General features: G+C 58.9%; 18 protein-coding genes. 10 read left to right on the forward strand and 8 right to left on the reverse strand.

What is annotated here, in order from left to right; translation table 11 throughout:
- Positions 1–203: 203 nt before the first annotated feature.
- Positions 204–746 carry a DUF3251 domain-containing protein gene (locus QZ766_RS21160; RefSeq protein ID WP_297206914.1) on the reverse strand — a complete coding sequence of 181 codons (543 nt, stop codon included), beginning with the start codon at positions 744–746 and terminating at the stop codon, positions 204–206.
- A 137-nt stretch (positions 747–883) separates the two neighbouring features.
- Here QZ766_RS21160 and nrdR point away from each other — a divergent pair, with 137 nt between their 5' ends.
- The 6 genes from nrdR (at position 884) to pgpA (ending at position 4,976) form a co-directional block, all read left to right on the forward strand.
- Positions 884–1,333, forward strand: a complete 450-nt coding sequence (gene nrdR, locus QZ766_RS21165; protein WP_297206917.1) for a transcriptional regulator NrdR — start codon at positions 884–886, stop codon at positions 1,331–1,333.
- A 3-nt stretch (positions 1,334–1,336) separates the two neighbouring features.
- Positions 1,337–2,440: a bifunctional diaminohydroxyphosphoribosylaminopyrimidine deaminase/5-amino-6-(5-phosphoribosylamino)uracil reductase RibD gene (gene ribD, locus QZ766_RS21170; protein WP_297206919.1), complete on the forward strand. Its 1,104-nt coding sequence runs from the start codon at positions 1,337–1,339 to the stop codon at positions 2,438–2,440.
- Positions 2,441–2,527: 87 nt separating this feature from the next.
- On the forward strand, positions 2,528–2,998 hold the full coding sequence (gene ribE / locus QZ766_RS21175) for a 6,7-dimethyl-8-ribityllumazine synthase (protein ID WP_297206922.1): 471 nt from the start codon (positions 2,528–2,530) through the stop codon (positions 2,996–2,998).
- A 19-nt stretch (positions 2,999–3,017) separates the two neighbouring features.
- Complete coding sequence (gene nusB, locus QZ766_RS21180) at positions 3,018–3,437, forward strand: transcription antitermination factor NusB (RefSeq protein WP_297206924.1); 420 nt, start codon at positions 3,018–3,020, stop codon at positions 3,435–3,437.
- 71 nt (positions 3,438–3,508) lie between these two features.
- The gene (thiL, locus tag QZ766_RS21185; RefSeq protein WP_297206926.1) at positions 3,509–4,480 is read left to right on the forward strand and encodes a thiamine-phosphate kinase; all 972 of its coding nucleotides are present in this window, start codon (positions 3,509–3,511) and stop codon (positions 4,478–4,480) included.
- Positions 4,473–4,976 (forward strand): phosphatidylglycerophosphatase A, encoded by a 504-nt coding sequence (gene pgpA, locus QZ766_RS21190; RefSeq protein WP_297206928.1) that lies wholly within the window; start codon positions 4,473–4,475, stop codon positions 4,974–4,976. Before thiL ends, pgpA begins: the two co-directional genes overlap by 8 nt.
- A 36-nt stretch (positions 4,977–5,012) precedes the next feature.
- On the opposite strand, the gene QZ766_RS21195 is transcribed toward pgpA, so the two are convergent.
- From QZ766_RS21195 to xseB, 6 genes are all read right to left on the reverse strand, one after another.
- Positions 5,013–5,768 carry a zinc-binding dehydrogenase gene (locus QZ766_RS21195; RefSeq protein ID WP_297206931.1) on the reverse strand — a complete coding sequence of 252 codons (756 nt, stop codon included), beginning with the start codon at positions 5,766–5,768 and terminating at the stop codon, positions 5,013–5,015.
- 5 nt (positions 5,769–5,773) lie between these two features.
- A complete protein-coding gene (locus QZ766_RS21200) occupies positions 5,774–5,983 on the reverse strand; it encodes a hypothetical protein (protein ID WP_297206933.1) in 210 nt (69 codons plus the stop codon).
- Positions 5,984–6,090: 107 nt separating this feature from the next.
- Entirely contained in the window at positions 6,091–7,065 is a 975-nt protein-coding gene (locus QZ766_RS21205; RefSeq protein ID WP_297206934.1) for an aldo/keto reductase, read from the reverse strand.
- A gap of 56 nt (positions 7,066–7,121) precedes the next feature.
- On the reverse strand, positions 7,122–8,984 hold the full coding sequence (gene dxs, locus QZ766_RS21210; RefSeq protein WP_297206936.1) for a 1-deoxy-D-xylulose-5-phosphate synthase: 1,863 nt from the start codon (positions 8,982–8,984) through the stop codon (positions 7,122–7,124).
- Between the two features lie 21 nt (positions 8,985–9,005).
- A complete protein-coding gene (gene ispA, locus QZ766_RS21215; protein WP_297206938.1) occupies positions 9,006–9,905 on the reverse strand; it encodes a (2E,6E)-farnesyl diphosphate synthase in 900 nt (299 codons plus the stop codon).
- Complete coding sequence (gene xseB / locus QZ766_RS21220) at positions 9,906–10,148, reverse strand: exodeoxyribonuclease VII small subunit (RefSeq protein WP_297206941.1); 243 nt, start codon at positions 10,146–10,148, stop codon at positions 9,906–9,908.
- A 198-nt stretch (positions 10,149–10,346) separates the two neighbouring features.
- Here xseB and thiI point away from each other — a divergent pair, with 198 nt between their 5' ends.
- Both thiI and inaA read left to right on the forward strand, forming a co-directional pair.
- The gene (gene thiI, locus QZ766_RS21225; RefSeq protein WP_297207255.1) at positions 10,347–11,795 is read left to right on the forward strand and encodes a tRNA uracil 4-sulfurtransferase ThiI; all 1,449 of its coding nucleotides are present in this window, start codon (positions 10,347–10,349) and stop codon (positions 11,793–11,795) included.
- Between the two features lie 126 nt (positions 11,796–11,921).
- On the forward strand, positions 11,922–12,572 hold the full coding sequence (gene inaA, locus QZ766_RS21230) for a lipopolysaccharide kinase InaA (protein ID WP_297206943.1): 651 nt from the start codon (positions 11,922–11,924) through the stop codon (positions 12,570–12,572).
- 52 nt (positions 12,573–12,624) lie between these two features.
- On the opposite strand, the gene QZ766_RS21235 is transcribed toward inaA, so the two are convergent.
- Positions 12,625–13,302 (reverse strand): helix-turn-helix domain-containing protein, encoded by a 678-nt coding sequence (locus tag QZ766_RS21235; RefSeq protein ID WP_297206946.1) that lies wholly within the window; start codon positions 13,300–13,302, stop codon positions 12,625–12,627.
- Between the two features lie 146 nt (positions 13,303–13,448).
- On the opposite strand from QZ766_RS21235, the gene QZ766_RS21240 reads away from it, so the two are divergent.
- Positions 13,449–15,788 (forward strand): molybdopterin-dependent oxidoreductase, encoded by a 2,340-nt coding sequence (locus tag QZ766_RS21240; RefSeq protein ID WP_297206948.1) that lies wholly within the window; start codon positions 13,449–13,451, stop codon positions 15,786–15,788.
- The gene (locus tag QZ766_RS21245; RefSeq protein WP_297206950.1) at positions 15,785–16,333 is read left to right on the forward strand and encodes a 4Fe-4S dicluster domain-containing protein; all 549 of its coding nucleotides are present in this window, start codon (positions 15,785–15,787) and stop codon (positions 16,331–16,333) included. The genes QZ766_RS21240 and QZ766_RS21245 overlap by 4 nt, the downstream gene beginning before the upstream one ends.
- The last annotated feature ends 1 nt before the right edge of the window (position 16,334 follow it).

Here is a 16,334-nt window from a genome sequence, read left to right on the forward strand (position 1 = left end):
TTCTGAATGTGTAAGCGTTTTTGTGGGGCCTATTATAAGAATCATTTCTCACAAAAATACGTATTCTGTCGCAATTTTATCATACACGTAATCGATTGCGTTCACGTTTGCGCCCATCAGCCAGAGGAGATTATTATTCAGATGTATTACACGCGAAGAGGTAAAACGGGCGAGGCGGGCAGGCTTCCCGCCTCCGGGGCTCGCTAGCGGTCGCCGGCGGGCTGAATATCGTGGATGCGTACAAAGGCGTTGCTGGCGGGATCCATGCCGCTTAAGCGCAGCGGAATGCTGATATCTGCCGGGGCCAGATAGCTTTTGGGCGCGGTAACACGCTGATTCTGGACGCCCACTTCCTGATAGCTGTCGGTTGTGCCTTCAATGCGGCCCCACGCCACGGTGGCGCTGAACGCCGGTAGCGGCTCGCTGGACTCGCCCTCGATGCGCAGGGTGGCGCGAGTTTCGTCGCCGCTGCGGGTAACGTCCACCAGCGACATTCGCAGTGTTCCAATCTGGCTTTTCAATCGCGCGGGAGTGTTTGCCTCCGGCAGCAGGTAAACCCCGCTGTCAGATTTTGCATTCAGTGCGTTCTGCTGGGTGATTTTCAGCGTCTCCTGATTCAGCTGGGTCATCGTTTTGTTCAGCGTGCGAACATCGTGCTTCATGGCTTTTATTTCGCTCTGCTGGGCGCAGGCGCTGAGGGTTAGCGCGCTGCCGAGCGCGAGCAGGCGCATATAACGTCGTGTCACGGTAGGGAGTCCTTATGTGGTCTGCGGCAATCTTTATAGTATTGCACAGAGGTCTTTAAGGCATTGTCTCAAAATGACGACGCGGGGCGGGTCATGGTAGAGTATCGGGATGTGACTTTTCACCCTCAGGACGCGCTATGCATTGCCCATTCTGTTTCGCCGTAGATACCAAAGTGATCGACTCCCGCCTGGTGAGCGAAGGCTCTTCCGTCCGCCGCCGCCGCCAGTGCCTGGTCTGCAACGAGCGTTTCACCACCTTTGAAGTGGCGGAGCTGGTAATGCCGAGAGTGGTGAAAAGCAACGACGTGCGCGAACCCTTTAATGAAGACAAGCTGCGCAGCGGCATGCAGCGGGCGCTGGAAAAGCGTCCGGTCAGCTCTGACGATGTGGAAATGGCGCTGAGCCACATTAAATCCCAGCTGCGGGCCACCGGCGAGCGCGAAGTACCCAGCAAAATGATCGGTAATCTGGTGATGGAGCAGCTCAAAAAGCTGGATAAAGTGGCCTACATCCGCTTTGCCTCCGTCTATCGCAGTTTTGAGGATATCAAAGAGTTCGGCGAAGAAATCGCTCGCCTACAGGACTGACTGATGCTTGATGAATTGTATATGGCACGCGCGCTGAACCTGGCGAAGCGCGGACGTTTTACTACCCATCCCAATCCCCGCGTCGGCTGCGTGATTGTTAAAGACGGCGAAATCGTGGGCGAAGGATTTCACCTTCGCGCGGGGGAACCCCACGCTGAAGTACACGCTCTGCGCATGGCGGGCGAAAAAGCCCGCGGCGCAACCGCCTACGTTACCCTTGAACCGTGCAGCCACACCGGGCGTACGCCGCCCTGCTGCGAAGCGCTGAGCCGCGCCGGCGTTAGCCGCGTGGTGGCGGCGATGCAGGATCCTAATCCGCAGGTTGCCGGACGCGGGCTGTATCACCTCCAGCAGCACGGCATTGACGTCAGCCACGGGCTGATGATGAACGACGCCGAACAGATTAATAAAGGCTTCCTCAAGCGGATGCGCACCGGCTTTCCTTATATCCAGGTGAAGCTCGGCGCATCGCTTGACGGCCGCACGGCGATGGCCAGCGGCGAGAGCCAGTGGATCACGTCGCCCCAGGCGCGGCAGGACGTGCAGCGCCTGCGGGCCGAAAGCCACGCGATCCTCACCAGCAGCGCCACCGTACTGGCAGACGATCCGGCGCTTACCGTGCGCTGGGACGCTCTCAGCCCGGACGTGCAGGCGGTTTACCCGCAGGAGAATCTGCGCCAGCCGGTACGCATCGTTATCGACAGCCACAACCGCGTCACGCCGGAGCACCGTATTGTTCACCAGCCGGGGGAAACCTGGTTTGCCCGCACAATCGAAGACGCGCGCCAGTGGCCCGATAGCGTGCGTACGCTATCGGTGCCCGAGCACAACGGCCATCTCGATTTGGTCGTGCTGATGATGCAGCTGGGCAAGCAGCAGATTGACAGCGTGTGGGTCGAGGCCGGTCCGCAGCTTGTCGGCGCGCTGCTGCAGGCGGGGCTGGTGGACGAATTTGTTGTCTACCTTGCGCCGAAACTGCTCGGCGACGCCGCCCGTGGACTTTGCACGCTGCCGGGCCTTGAGAAACTGGCGGACGCGCCCCAATTTCAGTTCAGTGAGATCCGGCGCGTTGGCCCCGATCTCTGCGTACACCTGACCACCGCGTAAGGCTTTCCTGAAATAGGTAAGCTCTTCGCGATTAATTATGCTAAAATCCGCCCCCCTCGGGGTAAGTCGAATCCTAAAAGGAAGAGTATGAACATTATCGAAGCTAACGTTGCTGCCCCGGATGCCCGCGTTGCCATCACCATTGCGCGTTTCAATAACTTCATCAACGACAGCCTGCTGGACGGCGCAATTGACGCCCTCAAGCGCGTGGGACAGGTGAAAGATGACAATGTGACTGTCGTGTGGGTTCCGGGCGCTTACGAGCTGCCGCTGGCCGCCGATGCGCTGGCGAAAACCGGCAAGTATGACGCGGTGATCGCGCTGGGCACAGTCATTCGTGGCGGTACCGCGCACTTTGAATACGTCGCCGGTGGCGCGAGCAATGGTCTTGCGCACGTCGCTCAGGAGAGCGGGATCCCGGTTGCCTTTGGCGTACTGACGACCGAAAGTATCGAACAAGCTATCGAGCGCGCCGGCACCAAAGCCGGTAACAAAGGTGCAGAAGCTGCGCTGACCGCGCTCGAAATGATCAATGTATTGAAAGCCATTAAGGCCTGATTTTAGTAAGGGGAATTCCGTGAAACCTGCTGCTCGTCGCCGCGCCCGTGAGTGCGCCGTCCAGGCGCTCTACTCCTGGCAGTTATCCCACAACGACGTCGCCGATGTTGAATACCAGTTCCTGGCGGAACAGGACGTGAAAGATGTTGATGTCGCGTACTTCCGTGAACTGCTGTCGGGAGTGGCGACCAACAGCGCGTATCTCGATGGCCTGATGAAGCCTTACCTGTCCCGCCAGCTTGAAGAGCTGGGCCAGGTTGAGAGAGCCGTACTGCGTATTGCGCTTTTCGAGCTGTCCAAACGCGATGACGTCCCGTACAAAGTGGCGATCAACGAGGCGATTGAGCTGGCGAAAACCTTCGGCGCCGAAGACAGCCACAAGTTCGTCAACGGCGTGCTGGATAAAGCCGCACCGGTTATCCGTCCCCGCAAGAAGTAATCTGCTGGCCGCGGCAGCGGCGGGTTCCCCGCCGGCCGCGGCCTTCTCTTTTTTAATTCGAGGCATAACCTATGGCATGCGGCGAATTTTCACTTATCACACGCTATTTCGATCGCCTGAGGAGCGCCCGCCGGGATGTTGAGACCGGTATCGGCGACGACTGCGCACTGCTTACCGTTCCCGACAAGCAAACCCTGGCGATCAGCACCGATACGCTGGTTTCCGGCACCCACTTCCTGCCCGATATCGATCCCGCTGTACTTGCCCGCAAGGCGCTGGCGGTTAATCTCAGCGATCTGGCGGCGATGGGCGCGGAGCCTGCCTGGCTGACGCTGGCGCTGACGCTGCCTTCCGTCGATGAAGCGTGGCTCGAAGCGTTTAGCGACAGCCTGTTTGAGCGCCTGAACTACTATGATATGCAGCTGATCGGTGGCGATACCACCAAAGGGCCGCTGTCGATGACGCTCGGCATTCACGGTTTCGTGCCGAACGGGCGCGCGCTCAAGCGCTCCGGCGCGAAACCGGGAGACTGGATCTACGTCACCGGCACGCCGGGAGACAGCGCGGCGGGGCTGGCCATTCTCCAGCAGCGCCTGCGGGTCGAAAATGCCGCGGATGCCGCCTGGCTGGTGCAGCGCCATCTCGATCCGAGCCCGCGCCTGCTGGCCGGGCAGGGGCTGCGCGGGCTGGCGCATTCGGCTATCGATCTTTCCGATGGGCTGATTTCCGATCTCGGGCATATTCTGACTGCCAGCGGCTGCGGCGCGCGCATCGATCTCGACCAGCTGCCGCTCTCTGAAGCCATGCGGCGCAGCGTCGATCCGGCTCAGGCTGAAGACTGGGCGCTGGCGGGCGGCGAGGATTATGAGCTGTGCTTTACCGTTCCGGAGCTTAATCGCGGCGCGCTGGAAGTGGCGGTAGGACACCTGAACATGGGCTGTACCTGCATCGGACAAGTGGTTGCCGATGCGGAAGGTATGCATTTTACCCGCGGCGGCAAGCCCGTTGCGCTCGATTTAAAGGGATACGACCATTTTGCGTAAGAAAGATGAAGCGAAGGCCCGCCTGAGCATGCTCAATCCGTGGCACCTGCTGGCAACCGGCTTCGGCAGCGGACTCAGTCCCATCGTGCCGGGCACTGTCGGTTCTCTGGCGGCCATCCCGTTCTGGTACCTGATGACTTTTCTGCCGCTGCAGATCTACTACCTCGTGGTGCTGCTCGGAATTTGTATCGGCGTGTACCTCTGCCACCGTACTGCCAAAGATATGGGTACGCACGATCACGGCAGCATCGTCTGGGACGAGTTTATCGGCATGTGGATAACCCTGATGGCCATCCCGAGCGAAGACTGGCAGTGGGTGCTGGTTGGATTCATTATTTTCCGCATTTTCGATATGTGGAAACCGTGGCCGATCCGCTGGTTTGACCGCAATGTGCACGGCGGAATGGGGATTATGGTGGATGATATCGTGGCCGGTGTTATCTCTGCCGGGGTGCTGTATTTGATTGGCAACCACTGGCCGATGGGCATTATCTAAACCTCAGTCGGGCGGCATCTGCCGCCCGACTTGTCTTTACGGCGCGACGCGCACCACCAGCTTGCCGGTAAAGTCCCGGTGCTGGAGGCGGTGCAGCGCTTCGGCCAGCCTGTCGTAATCGTAGGTAATAATCGTCTCTTTCTGCAGCGATCCCTCTTCCAGCTGCGCCAGCAGCCGCTCGCCGTCCGCCGTCAGGCGTCGCCAGTCTGTATCATCGCCCCACGCGTGCAGCGCCGCCAGCGCCACTTCATGAAACGAGAAAGACTGGGCAAAGGGTTCGTTAGGCCAGCGCTCGGGCCGCCCCAGCACCGCCACAAAATGGCCGTTGGCCCGCAGGCTGGGGGTTAGCCAGCGGTAGCTCTCGGGGCTTGAGGTATCAATAATCACCTCGTATTTCTCGTCGGCTTCCCAGCCTTCAGTTGCCTGCGGCGTTGTGTAGCAGCGGCGGGCGCCGAGGGAGCCGAGCAGCGGATGGTGGCGCTCGCCGCTGAGGATATCGACAATAAAGCCGCGCTGGCGCGCCATCTGCAGCAGCAAGATGCCCACCGAGCCGCCGGCGCCGCTAATCAGCATGCGGCTGCCCGGGCGAAAAGGTACCTTTTCCAGCGCCTGCCAGGCGGTCAGGCCGGGGCAGGGGAAAGCCGCGGCGCTGACGCTGTCCAGATTGGGCGGGATGCGCATTAGCGCCCGCGCCTGCAGGTGGCTGTACTGCGCGAAGCTGCCGGTATGACGAAGATCCTGATGCCACGCGACCCGCTGCCCAATCCACGCTTCAGATACCCCCTCGCCCACAGCCACTACCCGACCCGACCCGCGCCGTCGACGCCCGGCACGTCGCCGCCTTTTATCTCCAGCAGCTTCCAGTCCACCGGATTGAGGCCGATAGCCTCCAGCCGGACGACAACGTCTCCGGGCGCGGGCGGGGTGCTGGTGACCGTTTCCTGGCGCAGGCCGTGCGGCAGCTCGCCGCCGTGCCAGATCCAGGCGCTATAACGTTCGGGTATCATGTTCTCTCCTGAGTGTGTTTCGAATGAAAGTGAAAATGTTAGCGCAGCCGCCAGAGGAAGTGAACCCGCACGCGGCGGTTGCGGCGGGTTAAGCACAAAGCGGGACGTTATTTAAAGCCTACAGTGGGGTGCGGCTGGTAAGGGGTTTCCAGCTCGGCTATCTGTTCTGGTGTCAGGGTGAGGTTTACTGATTGCAGCAGATCGTTCAGCTGTGCTTCCCGCGAGCTGCCGATAATGGGGGCCGCCACGCCGCGCTTGCCGAGCAGCCAGGCCAGCGCCACCTGCGCGCGGGTGGCGTTAAGCTCTTCCGCCACGCCGGCCAGCCGCTCGGCGATTTGCGCATCGTTCTCTTCAGTAGTGCTGTAGAGGGTTTTGCCAAATTCATCGGAGACAACGCGGGCGGTGGTTTCTCCCCACGGGCGCGTCAGGCGACCGCGCGCCAGCGGGCTCCAGGGGATCACCGCCACCTCTTCCTGCCAGCACAGCGGCAGCATTTCCCGCTCCTCTTCGCGATAGATAAGATTGTAGTGATCCTGCATGGTGACGAAGCGCGCCCAGCCGTGCTGCTTCTGCAGCGCCAGCGCCTGCGCAAACTGCGACGGGTGCATCGAGGAGGCGCCGATATAGCGTGCCTTACCGGATTTCACTACATCGTTGAGCGCTTCGAGAGTTTCTTCAATGGGCGTATCGTAATCCCAGCGGTGGATTTGCAGAAGATCGACATACTCCATGTTCAGGCGCCGCAGGCTGTCGTCAATGGAGCGCAGAATTTGCGGGCGGGAGAGGCCCTGGGGGAGATCCTGCGTCTGGTGATAAACCTTGGTAGCCACCACTATCTCGTCGCGGCGGGCAAAGTCGCGCAGCGCGCGCCCGACGATCTCTTCGCTACTGCCGTCGGAGTAGCTGTTGGCGGTGTCGAAAAAGTTAATGCCGCCCTCGATAGCCTGCTTGATCAGCGGGCGGCTGCTCTCTTCGGGCAGCGTCCAGGCGTGATTGCCGCGATCCGGCTCGCCGAAGGTCATACAGCCCAGGCAAAGGCGAGAGATTCGAAGGTCGGTGGTGCCTAATGTTGTGTACTGCATGGGGCTAGCTCCTGCTATGAGTTATTTCTTTAAGCATAGCAGGAGCGGAGAGGTCGTCAGGCAAGCCAGTCGGTGATGCGGGCTTCAATGCCGGCGGCGTCGAGACCAATATCGGCGCGCGCCTCTTCCTGAGTGCCCTGCGGGATGAAGATGTCCGGCAGGCCAATGTTCAGTACCGGAACCGGCCTGCGGTTGGCCATCAGCACTTCATTGACGCCGCTGCCCGCGCCGCCCATGACGGCGTTCTCTTCGAGGGTGACCAGCGATTCGTGGCTGGCGGCCATTTCCAGGATCAGCGCCTCGTCGAGCGGCTTAACAAAGCGCATATCCACCAGCGTAGCGTTGAGTTTATCTGCCACCACGGCAGCATCTGCCAGCAGCGTACCGAAGCACAAAATAGCCACTTTTTCGCCGCGGCGCTTCACCACGCCTTTGCCAATCGGCAAGGACGCCAGCGGTTCCAGCGCGGCGCCGGTGCCGGTTCCGCGCGGATAGCGCACGGCGCTCGGGCCGTCGCTGTAGTGGTAGCCGGTATAGAGCATCTGGCGACACTCGTTCTCATCGCTCGGGGTCATGATCACTAAATCAGGGACGCAGCGCAGGAACGAGAGATCGAACGCGCCCTGGTGAGTTTGTCCATCGGCACCCACGATACCGGCGCGATCGATAGCAAACAGCACCGGCAGCTTCTGGATCGCCACGTCGTGAATCACCTGATCGTAGGCGCGCTGCAGGAAGGTGGAGTATATCGCCACGACCGGCTTATAGCCGCCAATCGCCAGGCCGGCGGCAAAGGTCACTGCGTGCTGTTCGGCGATGGCCACGTCGAAATACTGGTTTGGGTACTGTTTTGAAAACTCCACCATGCCCGAGCCTTCGCGCATGGCGGGCGTTACCGCCATCAGGTGCTCATCTGCCGCCGCGGTTTCACACAGCCAGTCGCCGAAAATCTTTGAATAGCTCGGCAGACCGCCGCTGCTCTTGGGCAGTACGCCGCTGGTGTAGTCAAACTTCGGCACCGCGTGGAAGGTGATCGGGTCTTTCTCCGCCGGCTCATAGCCGCGGCCCTTTTTAGTCATGATGTGCAGGAACTGCGGTCCTTTCAGGTCCCGCATGTTCTTCAGGGTATTCACCAGACCGAGAACGTCGTGGCCGTCAACCGGGCCAATATAGTTAAAGCCCAGCTCCTCGAACAGCGTGCCGGGTACTACCATACCTTTGATGTGCTCTTCCGTGCGCTTGAGCAGCTCTTTGATCGGCGGCACGCCGGAAAAGACCTTCTTGCCTCCTTCGCGCAGGGAGGAGTAGAGCTTGCCGGAAAGCAGCTGCGCCAGGTGATTATTCAGCGCGCCGACGTTTTCCGAAATCGACATTTCGTTGTCATTAAGCACCACCAGAATATCGGGACGAATGTCGCCGGCGTGGTTCATCGCTTCGAAAGCCATCCCGGCGGTGATCGCACCATCGCCAATCACGCACACCGTGCGGCGCTGCTTGTCCTCTTTTTCGGCGGCGACGGCGATGCCGATCCCGGCGGAAATCGAGGTCGACGAGTGGCCGACGCTCAGCACGTCATATTCGCTCTCGCCGCGCCACGGAAACGGATGCAGCCCGCCTTTCTGGCGGATAGTGCCAATACGGTCCCGGCGTCCGGTCAGAATTTTGTGCGGATAGGCCTGGTGGCCCACGTCCCAGATCAGCTGATCGAAGGGCGTGTTGTAGACGTAGTGAAGCGCCACGGTCAGCTCTACCGTGCCAAGCCCGGAGGCGAAATGTCCGCTGGAGCGGCTGACACTGTCCAGCAGGTAGCGGCGCAGCTCGTCGCACAGTTTCGGCAGACTTTCTTTAGGCAGCTGGCGCAGCTCCTGGGCGGATTCTACCAGCGCCAGGGTCGGGTATTTGGCAATATCAAAACTCATCAGAGACTCGTCAAAGGTATTCTATTTATTACGCTGAATTATGTAGTTCGCCAGCGCTTCGAGGGCCGTGGTATCCAGAGACTGGGCGGCTAGCTGGGCCATGGCCCGGTGCGCGTCGTCAATCAAATCACGGGCTTTTATTTGGGCTTGCTCAAGGCCCAGCAGGGCAGGATAGGTGCTTTTACCAAGCTGCTGATCGGCACCCTGGCGCTTGCCAAGCGTTGCAGTATCCCCTACCACATCCAGGATGTCATCCTGTACCTGAAAGGCCAGGCCGATGCTCTGCGCGTATCTGTCCAGCACCGGCAGCGCGGCGCGGCCTTTCTCGCCGGCGCTGAGCGCGCCCAGGCGTACCGCCGCGCGGATCAGCGCGCCGGTTTTATGGCGGTGAATGCGCTCAAGGTCGGTCAGACTCACCTGCTGCCCTTCGGCCTGCAGATCCAACGCCTGCCCGCCGCACATGCCCGCCACGCCGCTGGCCTGGGCCAGCTCGGTAATCATGGCGAGGCGATCTTTGTCCGACACTTCCGTCATTGGCGCTTCGCTGAGTATCGTAAATGCCAGCGTTTGCAGAGCATCTCCGGCGAGAATGGCGTTAGCTTCACCGTACTTGATATGGCAGGTCGGCTGGCCGCGGCGCAGATCGTCATCGTCCATCGCCGGGAGATCGTCGTGGATCAGCGAATAGGCGTGAATGCACTCAACGGCGGCAGCGGGCGCATCCAGCGTGCCCGGGCTGACGTTGAACATCTGCCCGGTAGCGTACACCAGAAACGGCCGCAGGCGTTTGCCGCCCAATAGTGCGCCGTAGTGCATGGCTTCAACCAGCGGAGTGTTCTGAAAGGGCTGCGGATCGATAAAGTGGCGCAGCGCCGCGTTGGCCCGCTCGACGCAGGCCTGGAGCTGTTCGGCAAACTCCATTTATTCAGCGTCCGGTGCGAAAGGCGTCAGCGGCGCGTCTTCGCTGTCGGCCAACAGGATCTGCACCCGCTGTTCTGCCTGCTGCAGTTTTTGCTGCCCCTGGCGGGCGAGCTGGACGCCGCGCTCAAATTCCCCCAGCGCCTCTTCCAGCGGAAGATCGCCATTTTCCAGGCGGGATACTATTTGCTCAAGCTCGGTCAGGGCATTTTCGAAGCTGGCTGGCGCTTCATTTTTCTTTGGCATAGTGAATATCTGGCTCATGTTGTGTCGCGACCCGCCTATGGTAGCGAAGTCAGGCGGGGAAGCAAATAACGCACAATGGTAACGCGCAGGCGGGCTGTGATGATGGTATACTCCCGCGCCTGGATGCAGCTGGACTTGTCATGGCTGCAATATTTTTCTCTACAGACCGCTCAGGTCTGCCAACGAACCATTGCCGCCATGAAGTTTATCATTAAATTGTTCCCGGAAATCACCATCAAAAGCCAATCTGTGCGGTTGCGCTTTATAAAAATGCTTACCGGGAATATCCGCAACGTCCTCAAGCAGTATAGTGAAACCCTGGCCATTGTCCGCCACTGGGACAACATTGAAGTTCGCGCGAAGGACGAAAGCCAGGGCCCGGAGATCCGCGATATGCTGACCCGCATTCCCGGCATCCACCACATTCTGGAAGTGGAAGACGTTCCTTTTACCTCACTGCACAATATTTTCGAGCAGACGCTGCCGCTGTGGCGTGAAGCCCTTGAAGGCAAAACGTTCTGCGTGCGCGTGAAGCGCCGCGGCAAGCACGAATTTACTTCCATTGAAGTGGAACGCTACGTCGGCGGCGGCCTGAATCAGCATATTGAAACTGCCCGCGTGAAGCTGAACCATCCGGATATCACGGTCAACCTGGAGATTGAAGACGACAGGCTACTGCTGGTCAAAGGGCGCTATGAAGGTATCGGCGGCTTCCCTATCGGTACGCAGGAAGATGTGATGTCGCTTATTTCCGGCGGCTTCGACTCCGGCGTTTCCAGCTATATGCTGATGCGCCGCGGCTGCCGCGTGCACTACTGCTTCTTTAATCTCGGCGGCGCGGCGCACGAAATTGGCGTTCGCCAGGTCGCACACTACCTGTGGAAACGCTTTGGCAGCTCGCACCGCGTGCGCTTCGTAGCGATCAATTTTGAACCGGTGGTCGGCGAAATTCTTGAGAAAGTTGAAGATGGCCAGATGGGCGTCGTCCTCAAGCGCATGATGGTTCGCGCTGCATCGCAGGTCGCCGAGCGTTACGGCGTGCAGGCGCTGGTGACCGGCGAGGCGCTGGGACAGGTTTCCAGCCAGACGCTGACCAACCTGCGCCTGATTGATAACGTTTCTGACACCCTGATCCTGCGCCCGCTTATCTCTTACGATAAAGAGCACATTATCGATCTGGCCCGTAAAATCGGCACCGAAGACTTCGCCCGTACCATGCCGGAATACTGCGGCGTGATTTCTAAAAGCCCGACCATCAAAGCGGTGAAGGCGAAGATCGAAGCAGAAGAAGCGAATTTCGATTTTGCGCTGCTGGATAAAGTGGTGGCCGAAGCCACAAACGTTGATATTCGCGATATCGCCCAGCAGACCGAGCATGACGTGGTGGAAGTGGAAACCGTCAGCGGCTTTAGCGCCAACGATGCCATTCTCGACATTCGCTCTATCGACGAACAGGAAGCGAAGCCGCTGAATGTTGACGGCGTTGAAGTGGTGTCTGTGCCGTTTTACAAACTGAGCACCCAGTTTGGCAACCTCGACCAGAGTAAAACCTGGCTGCTGTGGTGCGAGCGCGGCGTCATGAGCCGCCTGCAGGCGCTGTATCTGCGCGAGCAGGGCTTTAACAACGTTAAGGTTTATCGTCCTTAATGCTTTCGCGCCGCCTTCCGGCGGCGCGGACTAATCCCGCATTTCTGCCACGAAAGACTAAGCATTCCCCGCAACAGGCATTAAAATCGTTGCTAATTGTTATTGCGCAACAGGCGAAGGTAACTAATGGTATCCCGGCAGCAAAAAGAAGAGTTTGAACAGTGGTGGGCAACGGAAGGCGACTGGGTTGAAGAACCGAACCAGCGCCGCAACGGAATGAGCGGCGTTCAGCGTATCGAGCGCGACGGCAAGGTGCTGTATGTCAAACGCATGACGCACCACCTGTTTCACTCCCTTCGCTACCCCTTTGGCCGCCCGACTATCGTGCGCGAGATTCAGGTAATTAACGAGCTGGAAAAAGCCGGCGTGATCGTGCCGAAAATCGTGTACGGCAGGGCGATGAAATTCAACGGCGAATGGCGCGCGCTGCTGGTGACCGAAGATATGGACGGCTTTATCTGCATCGCCGACTGGTATCAGCAGCATCAGCAAAATCCGTTCCCCGACGCCCAGCGCGAGGGCATGCTGCGCGCGGTAGCGAAAGCATTCAAAGGGATGCACAGCATTAACCGCCAGCACGGCTGCTGCTACGTGCGCCATATCTACGTTCGCACCGACGGGCAGGAACTGGCGGGCTTCCTCGATCTGGAGAAGAGCCGCCGTCGCTGGCTACGTAAAAAAGCCATCAGCCACGATTTCCGCCAGCTTGAAAAATACCTCGATCCTATTCCGCGCGCGGACTGGGAGAAGGTGAAGAGCTACTATCGGGCACTTTAATAATAACGGGCAGCGCCGCGGTGCTGCCCGTCATCATCTGGAGCAAGCAGAGTCAATTAAGTTCAAGCTGGGCCAGCATCTGCTGTAGCGCTTTTCCCGTCCGATCTATTTCCGCATCATCCTCGAAAAAACCCATCGCCACGCCAATTGCCACCAGCTGCCCGTTATGCAGGACCGGACAGGCTACCGACTGCGCGCCGGGGATCCCCTTCGACGGCTTATAGCGTACCGCGTATCCAGGGCGGCGAACGCGGTCGCTGTCCGGGCTGATCTGCGCGGCACCTTCGACGTAACACTGATAAATCTGCCCCGCGGCGCTGGCATTGACGGGAACGGGCGTATTGTCCAGGCAGTCGATATCGACGTTGCGAAAGCTGCGGTGGTAGTGGCGCAGTATCAGGCCATCGCCCTCGATCAGCACCAGTCCCGTAGAGCAATTCATGGCGTCGCGAAACCGGCGCAGCGCGCTGTTTATCTGACTGATGAGGGTGCTTTCAGTGCGTCCGGCAAGTTCCGATAGTGTATTGCCGGGGCAGTAATGGCCTTTTTCATCCTGGCGCAGCATTCCCGTGCGGCACAGTGACACCAGATATTTATGCAGCCGGCTTTTGGAGAGATTACAGCCGGCGGCGATGTCCGTGGCCCGGCAGGGCTGAGTCTGCGCGACAACAAAATGGAGGATAGTGACGGCGATATCAACGGCGTTAACGCCTTGCTGAGAATGAACCATGATTTTCCTTAACAAAATATCGCGCCAGTATATCACCGCGGGCTTGCGCAGACTTGATTACTCCTTTTGAGGTAAGCATTGATCCTTATCAGGTTCACTTATTGTGAATGATGGTTAATTTATCGTGTACCTCATGGAGATAAATTATGGAAGAACTGACCTCGTTCCGCTTAAAAAGAAGAACCCTACTTAAAGGGTTCGGCATCATCGGCCTGACCTCCCTCGTATCCGGATTTTCAGCGCTGCGTACCGCCAACGGTGAAGCGCTGCCGCGCGTGCGTTTAAAGCTGTCTGACTATAAAACCTTTCGCTCAACCTGTGCGATGGAGTGTCTGCACTGCAACTTGACCGCCTACGTCTGGCAGGACACCTTGATGAAAATTGAAGCCAGCAAGGATTTCAACGTTAAGTGCTGCCTGCGCGGCATTAGCCGAACCCGCTGGGTGTATCACAAAGAGCGCCTTACTACGCCGCTGCTGCGGGTAGGGGAGAAAGGGAAGGGCGAGTTCAAGCCTATCAGCTGGAATGCCGCGCTGGATCTGATCGAGGCCAATATTCGCCAAACCCTCGATACCGTGGGCAACCAGGGGCTGTTCCTCACCACCCACGCCGGAAATATGGATTCCATCAAGAACGATATGGGCAAGGCGTTTTTTGATTATCTGGGAGGCGCAACTAAGCCGGTGGGCTCCCTGTGCTGCTCAGCGGTTACGGCCGCCATGATGCCGATGCTGGGCATGCGCTATGCGGATACCCGGGATACTATCGCCGACAGCCGCTACATCCTGTGCTGGGGAAACAATCCGGCAGTCACGATGCAGGCCTATTTTAAGAATTACATTCAGGCCCAGAAGAACGGTGCGCGGATTGTGGTTATCGATCCGCGGTTTAGCGAAACGGCGGCAAAAGCGGACGAGTGGATACCCATTGTGCCGGGTACCGATATCGCCCTTGCGCTTGGAATGATCAAAATTCTTATTGAAGAAAATCGCTTTGACGGCGATTTCCTGCGCGCGCATACCGGCGCCGGGTGGTTGGTGGGCGCGGATGAACATCTTCTGCGGGAAGATGAAGGCGATGCAGACAGCTATCTGGTATTCGATACCCGCACGCAAAGCCTGCGCCGCCACGATGCCCCCGGCGTGGTGCCGGCCCTGCTGGCATCGGAGCTGCCCGAAGAAAGTCCCTTTACTACCGTGCTGGAGCAGGTTTACCAGCAGGCGAAGCCGTGGAGCGCAGAACGGGTCAGCGAAGAGACGCATATCCCACCGCAGACCGTACTGCGCCTGGCCCGGGATTACGGCACTACCGCACCGGCAATGATTATCCAGAATATGTCCGGCGCCCAGCGCACGGAGTTCGGAACCTACGTTGCCGCCAGCCAGTTCTATCTGGCGCTGATTACCGGCAATATCGGCAAGCGCGGGGCGGGGGTTTGCGATGCGGGCGGCGCGCGGCAAATGGCCAAATTCTCACCGATTATCCCTCCTGCTCCCAACGTGCAGAATATTACACCCATCCCCATTTCCAAAATTGGCGAGTGGGTCGCCGAGAGCAAGCCTCACCCGATCAAGTTCTGGTGGAACATGACCATGGGCGCGATGACCCAGATCCCCAATACCAACAAAGTGCGCGAGGCGTTTAAGAAGGTGCCCTTTGTTGTGGTCGCCGATAACCTGATGACGTCCTCGGCCCTGTACGCCGATCTGGTCCTGCCGGTCACCACTATATTTGAAGATGTCAGCCTGATGGCGGGCGTGCGCAGCCACTACGTTCAATTAATGGAAAAAGCCGTGGAGCCGCCCGGCGAAGCGAAGCCGGATTACTGGATTTTTGCGCGCCTGGCCGAGCGCTTCGGCTTTGGCGAAGTCTTTAACCAGCCTATCGAACACTATATTGACGCCTGCCTTAAAGGATCGGGAATTACCCGGGAAATGCTGGCTAAAGGACCGGTGCGGCCAGCAGAGGGAGACTGGATCCCGTTCAGGGACGGCAATTTCAAAACGGCTACCGGCAAGGCTCATCTTTTTGTGGAAGCGTGGCAGAATAAAGGTTTTATGCCCGTCGTGACGTGGAAGCAGGTCAAAGAGTCGGTAAAAGGCTCCCCCGAGCTTGCGGCGCGCTATCCGCTGATGGCAGTCCAGCGCAAGCTGGCGCGCAGCGTACATTCCAGCCACGGTATGAATGAATGGATACTTGAAGTCCAGCGCAATAAGCCGAACGTGATGCTGCATCCTGAGGATGCGCGCAGGCGCGGCATAACGCACGGTGAGTGGGTGATTGTTTTTAACCACCGCGGCGAGCACCGCGCGCTGGCCGACGTTACCACGCATATTAAGCAGGGCGTTGTCAGCCTGGACAACGGCTGGTGGGAGCAGCAGGGCGGCAGCAGCAGTCACGTCACTAACGACCACAGCGAAGCGCTGGGCGCGGGACACTGCTGTAACAGCACCCTGGTAGACGTCAGAAGGGAGGCGCAAGCATGACGAAACAATACGGATTTCTTATTAACATCGAAAATTGCTACGGCTGCAAAACCTGCAGCATGGCCTGTAAATCTGAAAACAGGACTGCGCCCGGGGTGCTGTGGCGGCGGGTTCGCGAATTTAATTCCGACATGCCGAATACCCAGGGATTTATTTCGATGTCCTGCAACCACTGCGACGATCCGCAGTGCATGAAAGTGTGCCCGGCGGATACCTACCACAAGCGGGCCGACGGGATTGTGGTTCAGGATCACGAACGCTGCATTGGCTGCCGGATGTGCATTATGGCCTGTCCTTACAACGCACCGGTATTCGATCCGCAGGAGGGTAAAACCAGCAAATGCAATATGTGCGCGGAGAGGCTTGATGAAGGATTGCAGCCGCGCTGCGTCGAATCATGCCCGGGGGGCGTGCTGCGCTTTGGTGATATCAATGACTTGCGCGCTGAGCATCAGACCGACTGGACGCTGGTTGAAAAGCGGTATCACATGCCGGACCACCGCATCAGTGGGCCAAATGTGGTTATTATCCCGGCAAAGGAGTAGC

Source organism: uncultured Pluralibacter sp. (assembly GCF_913775985.1).
In the GTDB taxonomy this organism is placed as follows: domain Bacteria; phylum Pseudomonadota; class Gammaproteobacteria; order Enterobacterales; family Enterobacteriaceae; genus Pluralibacter.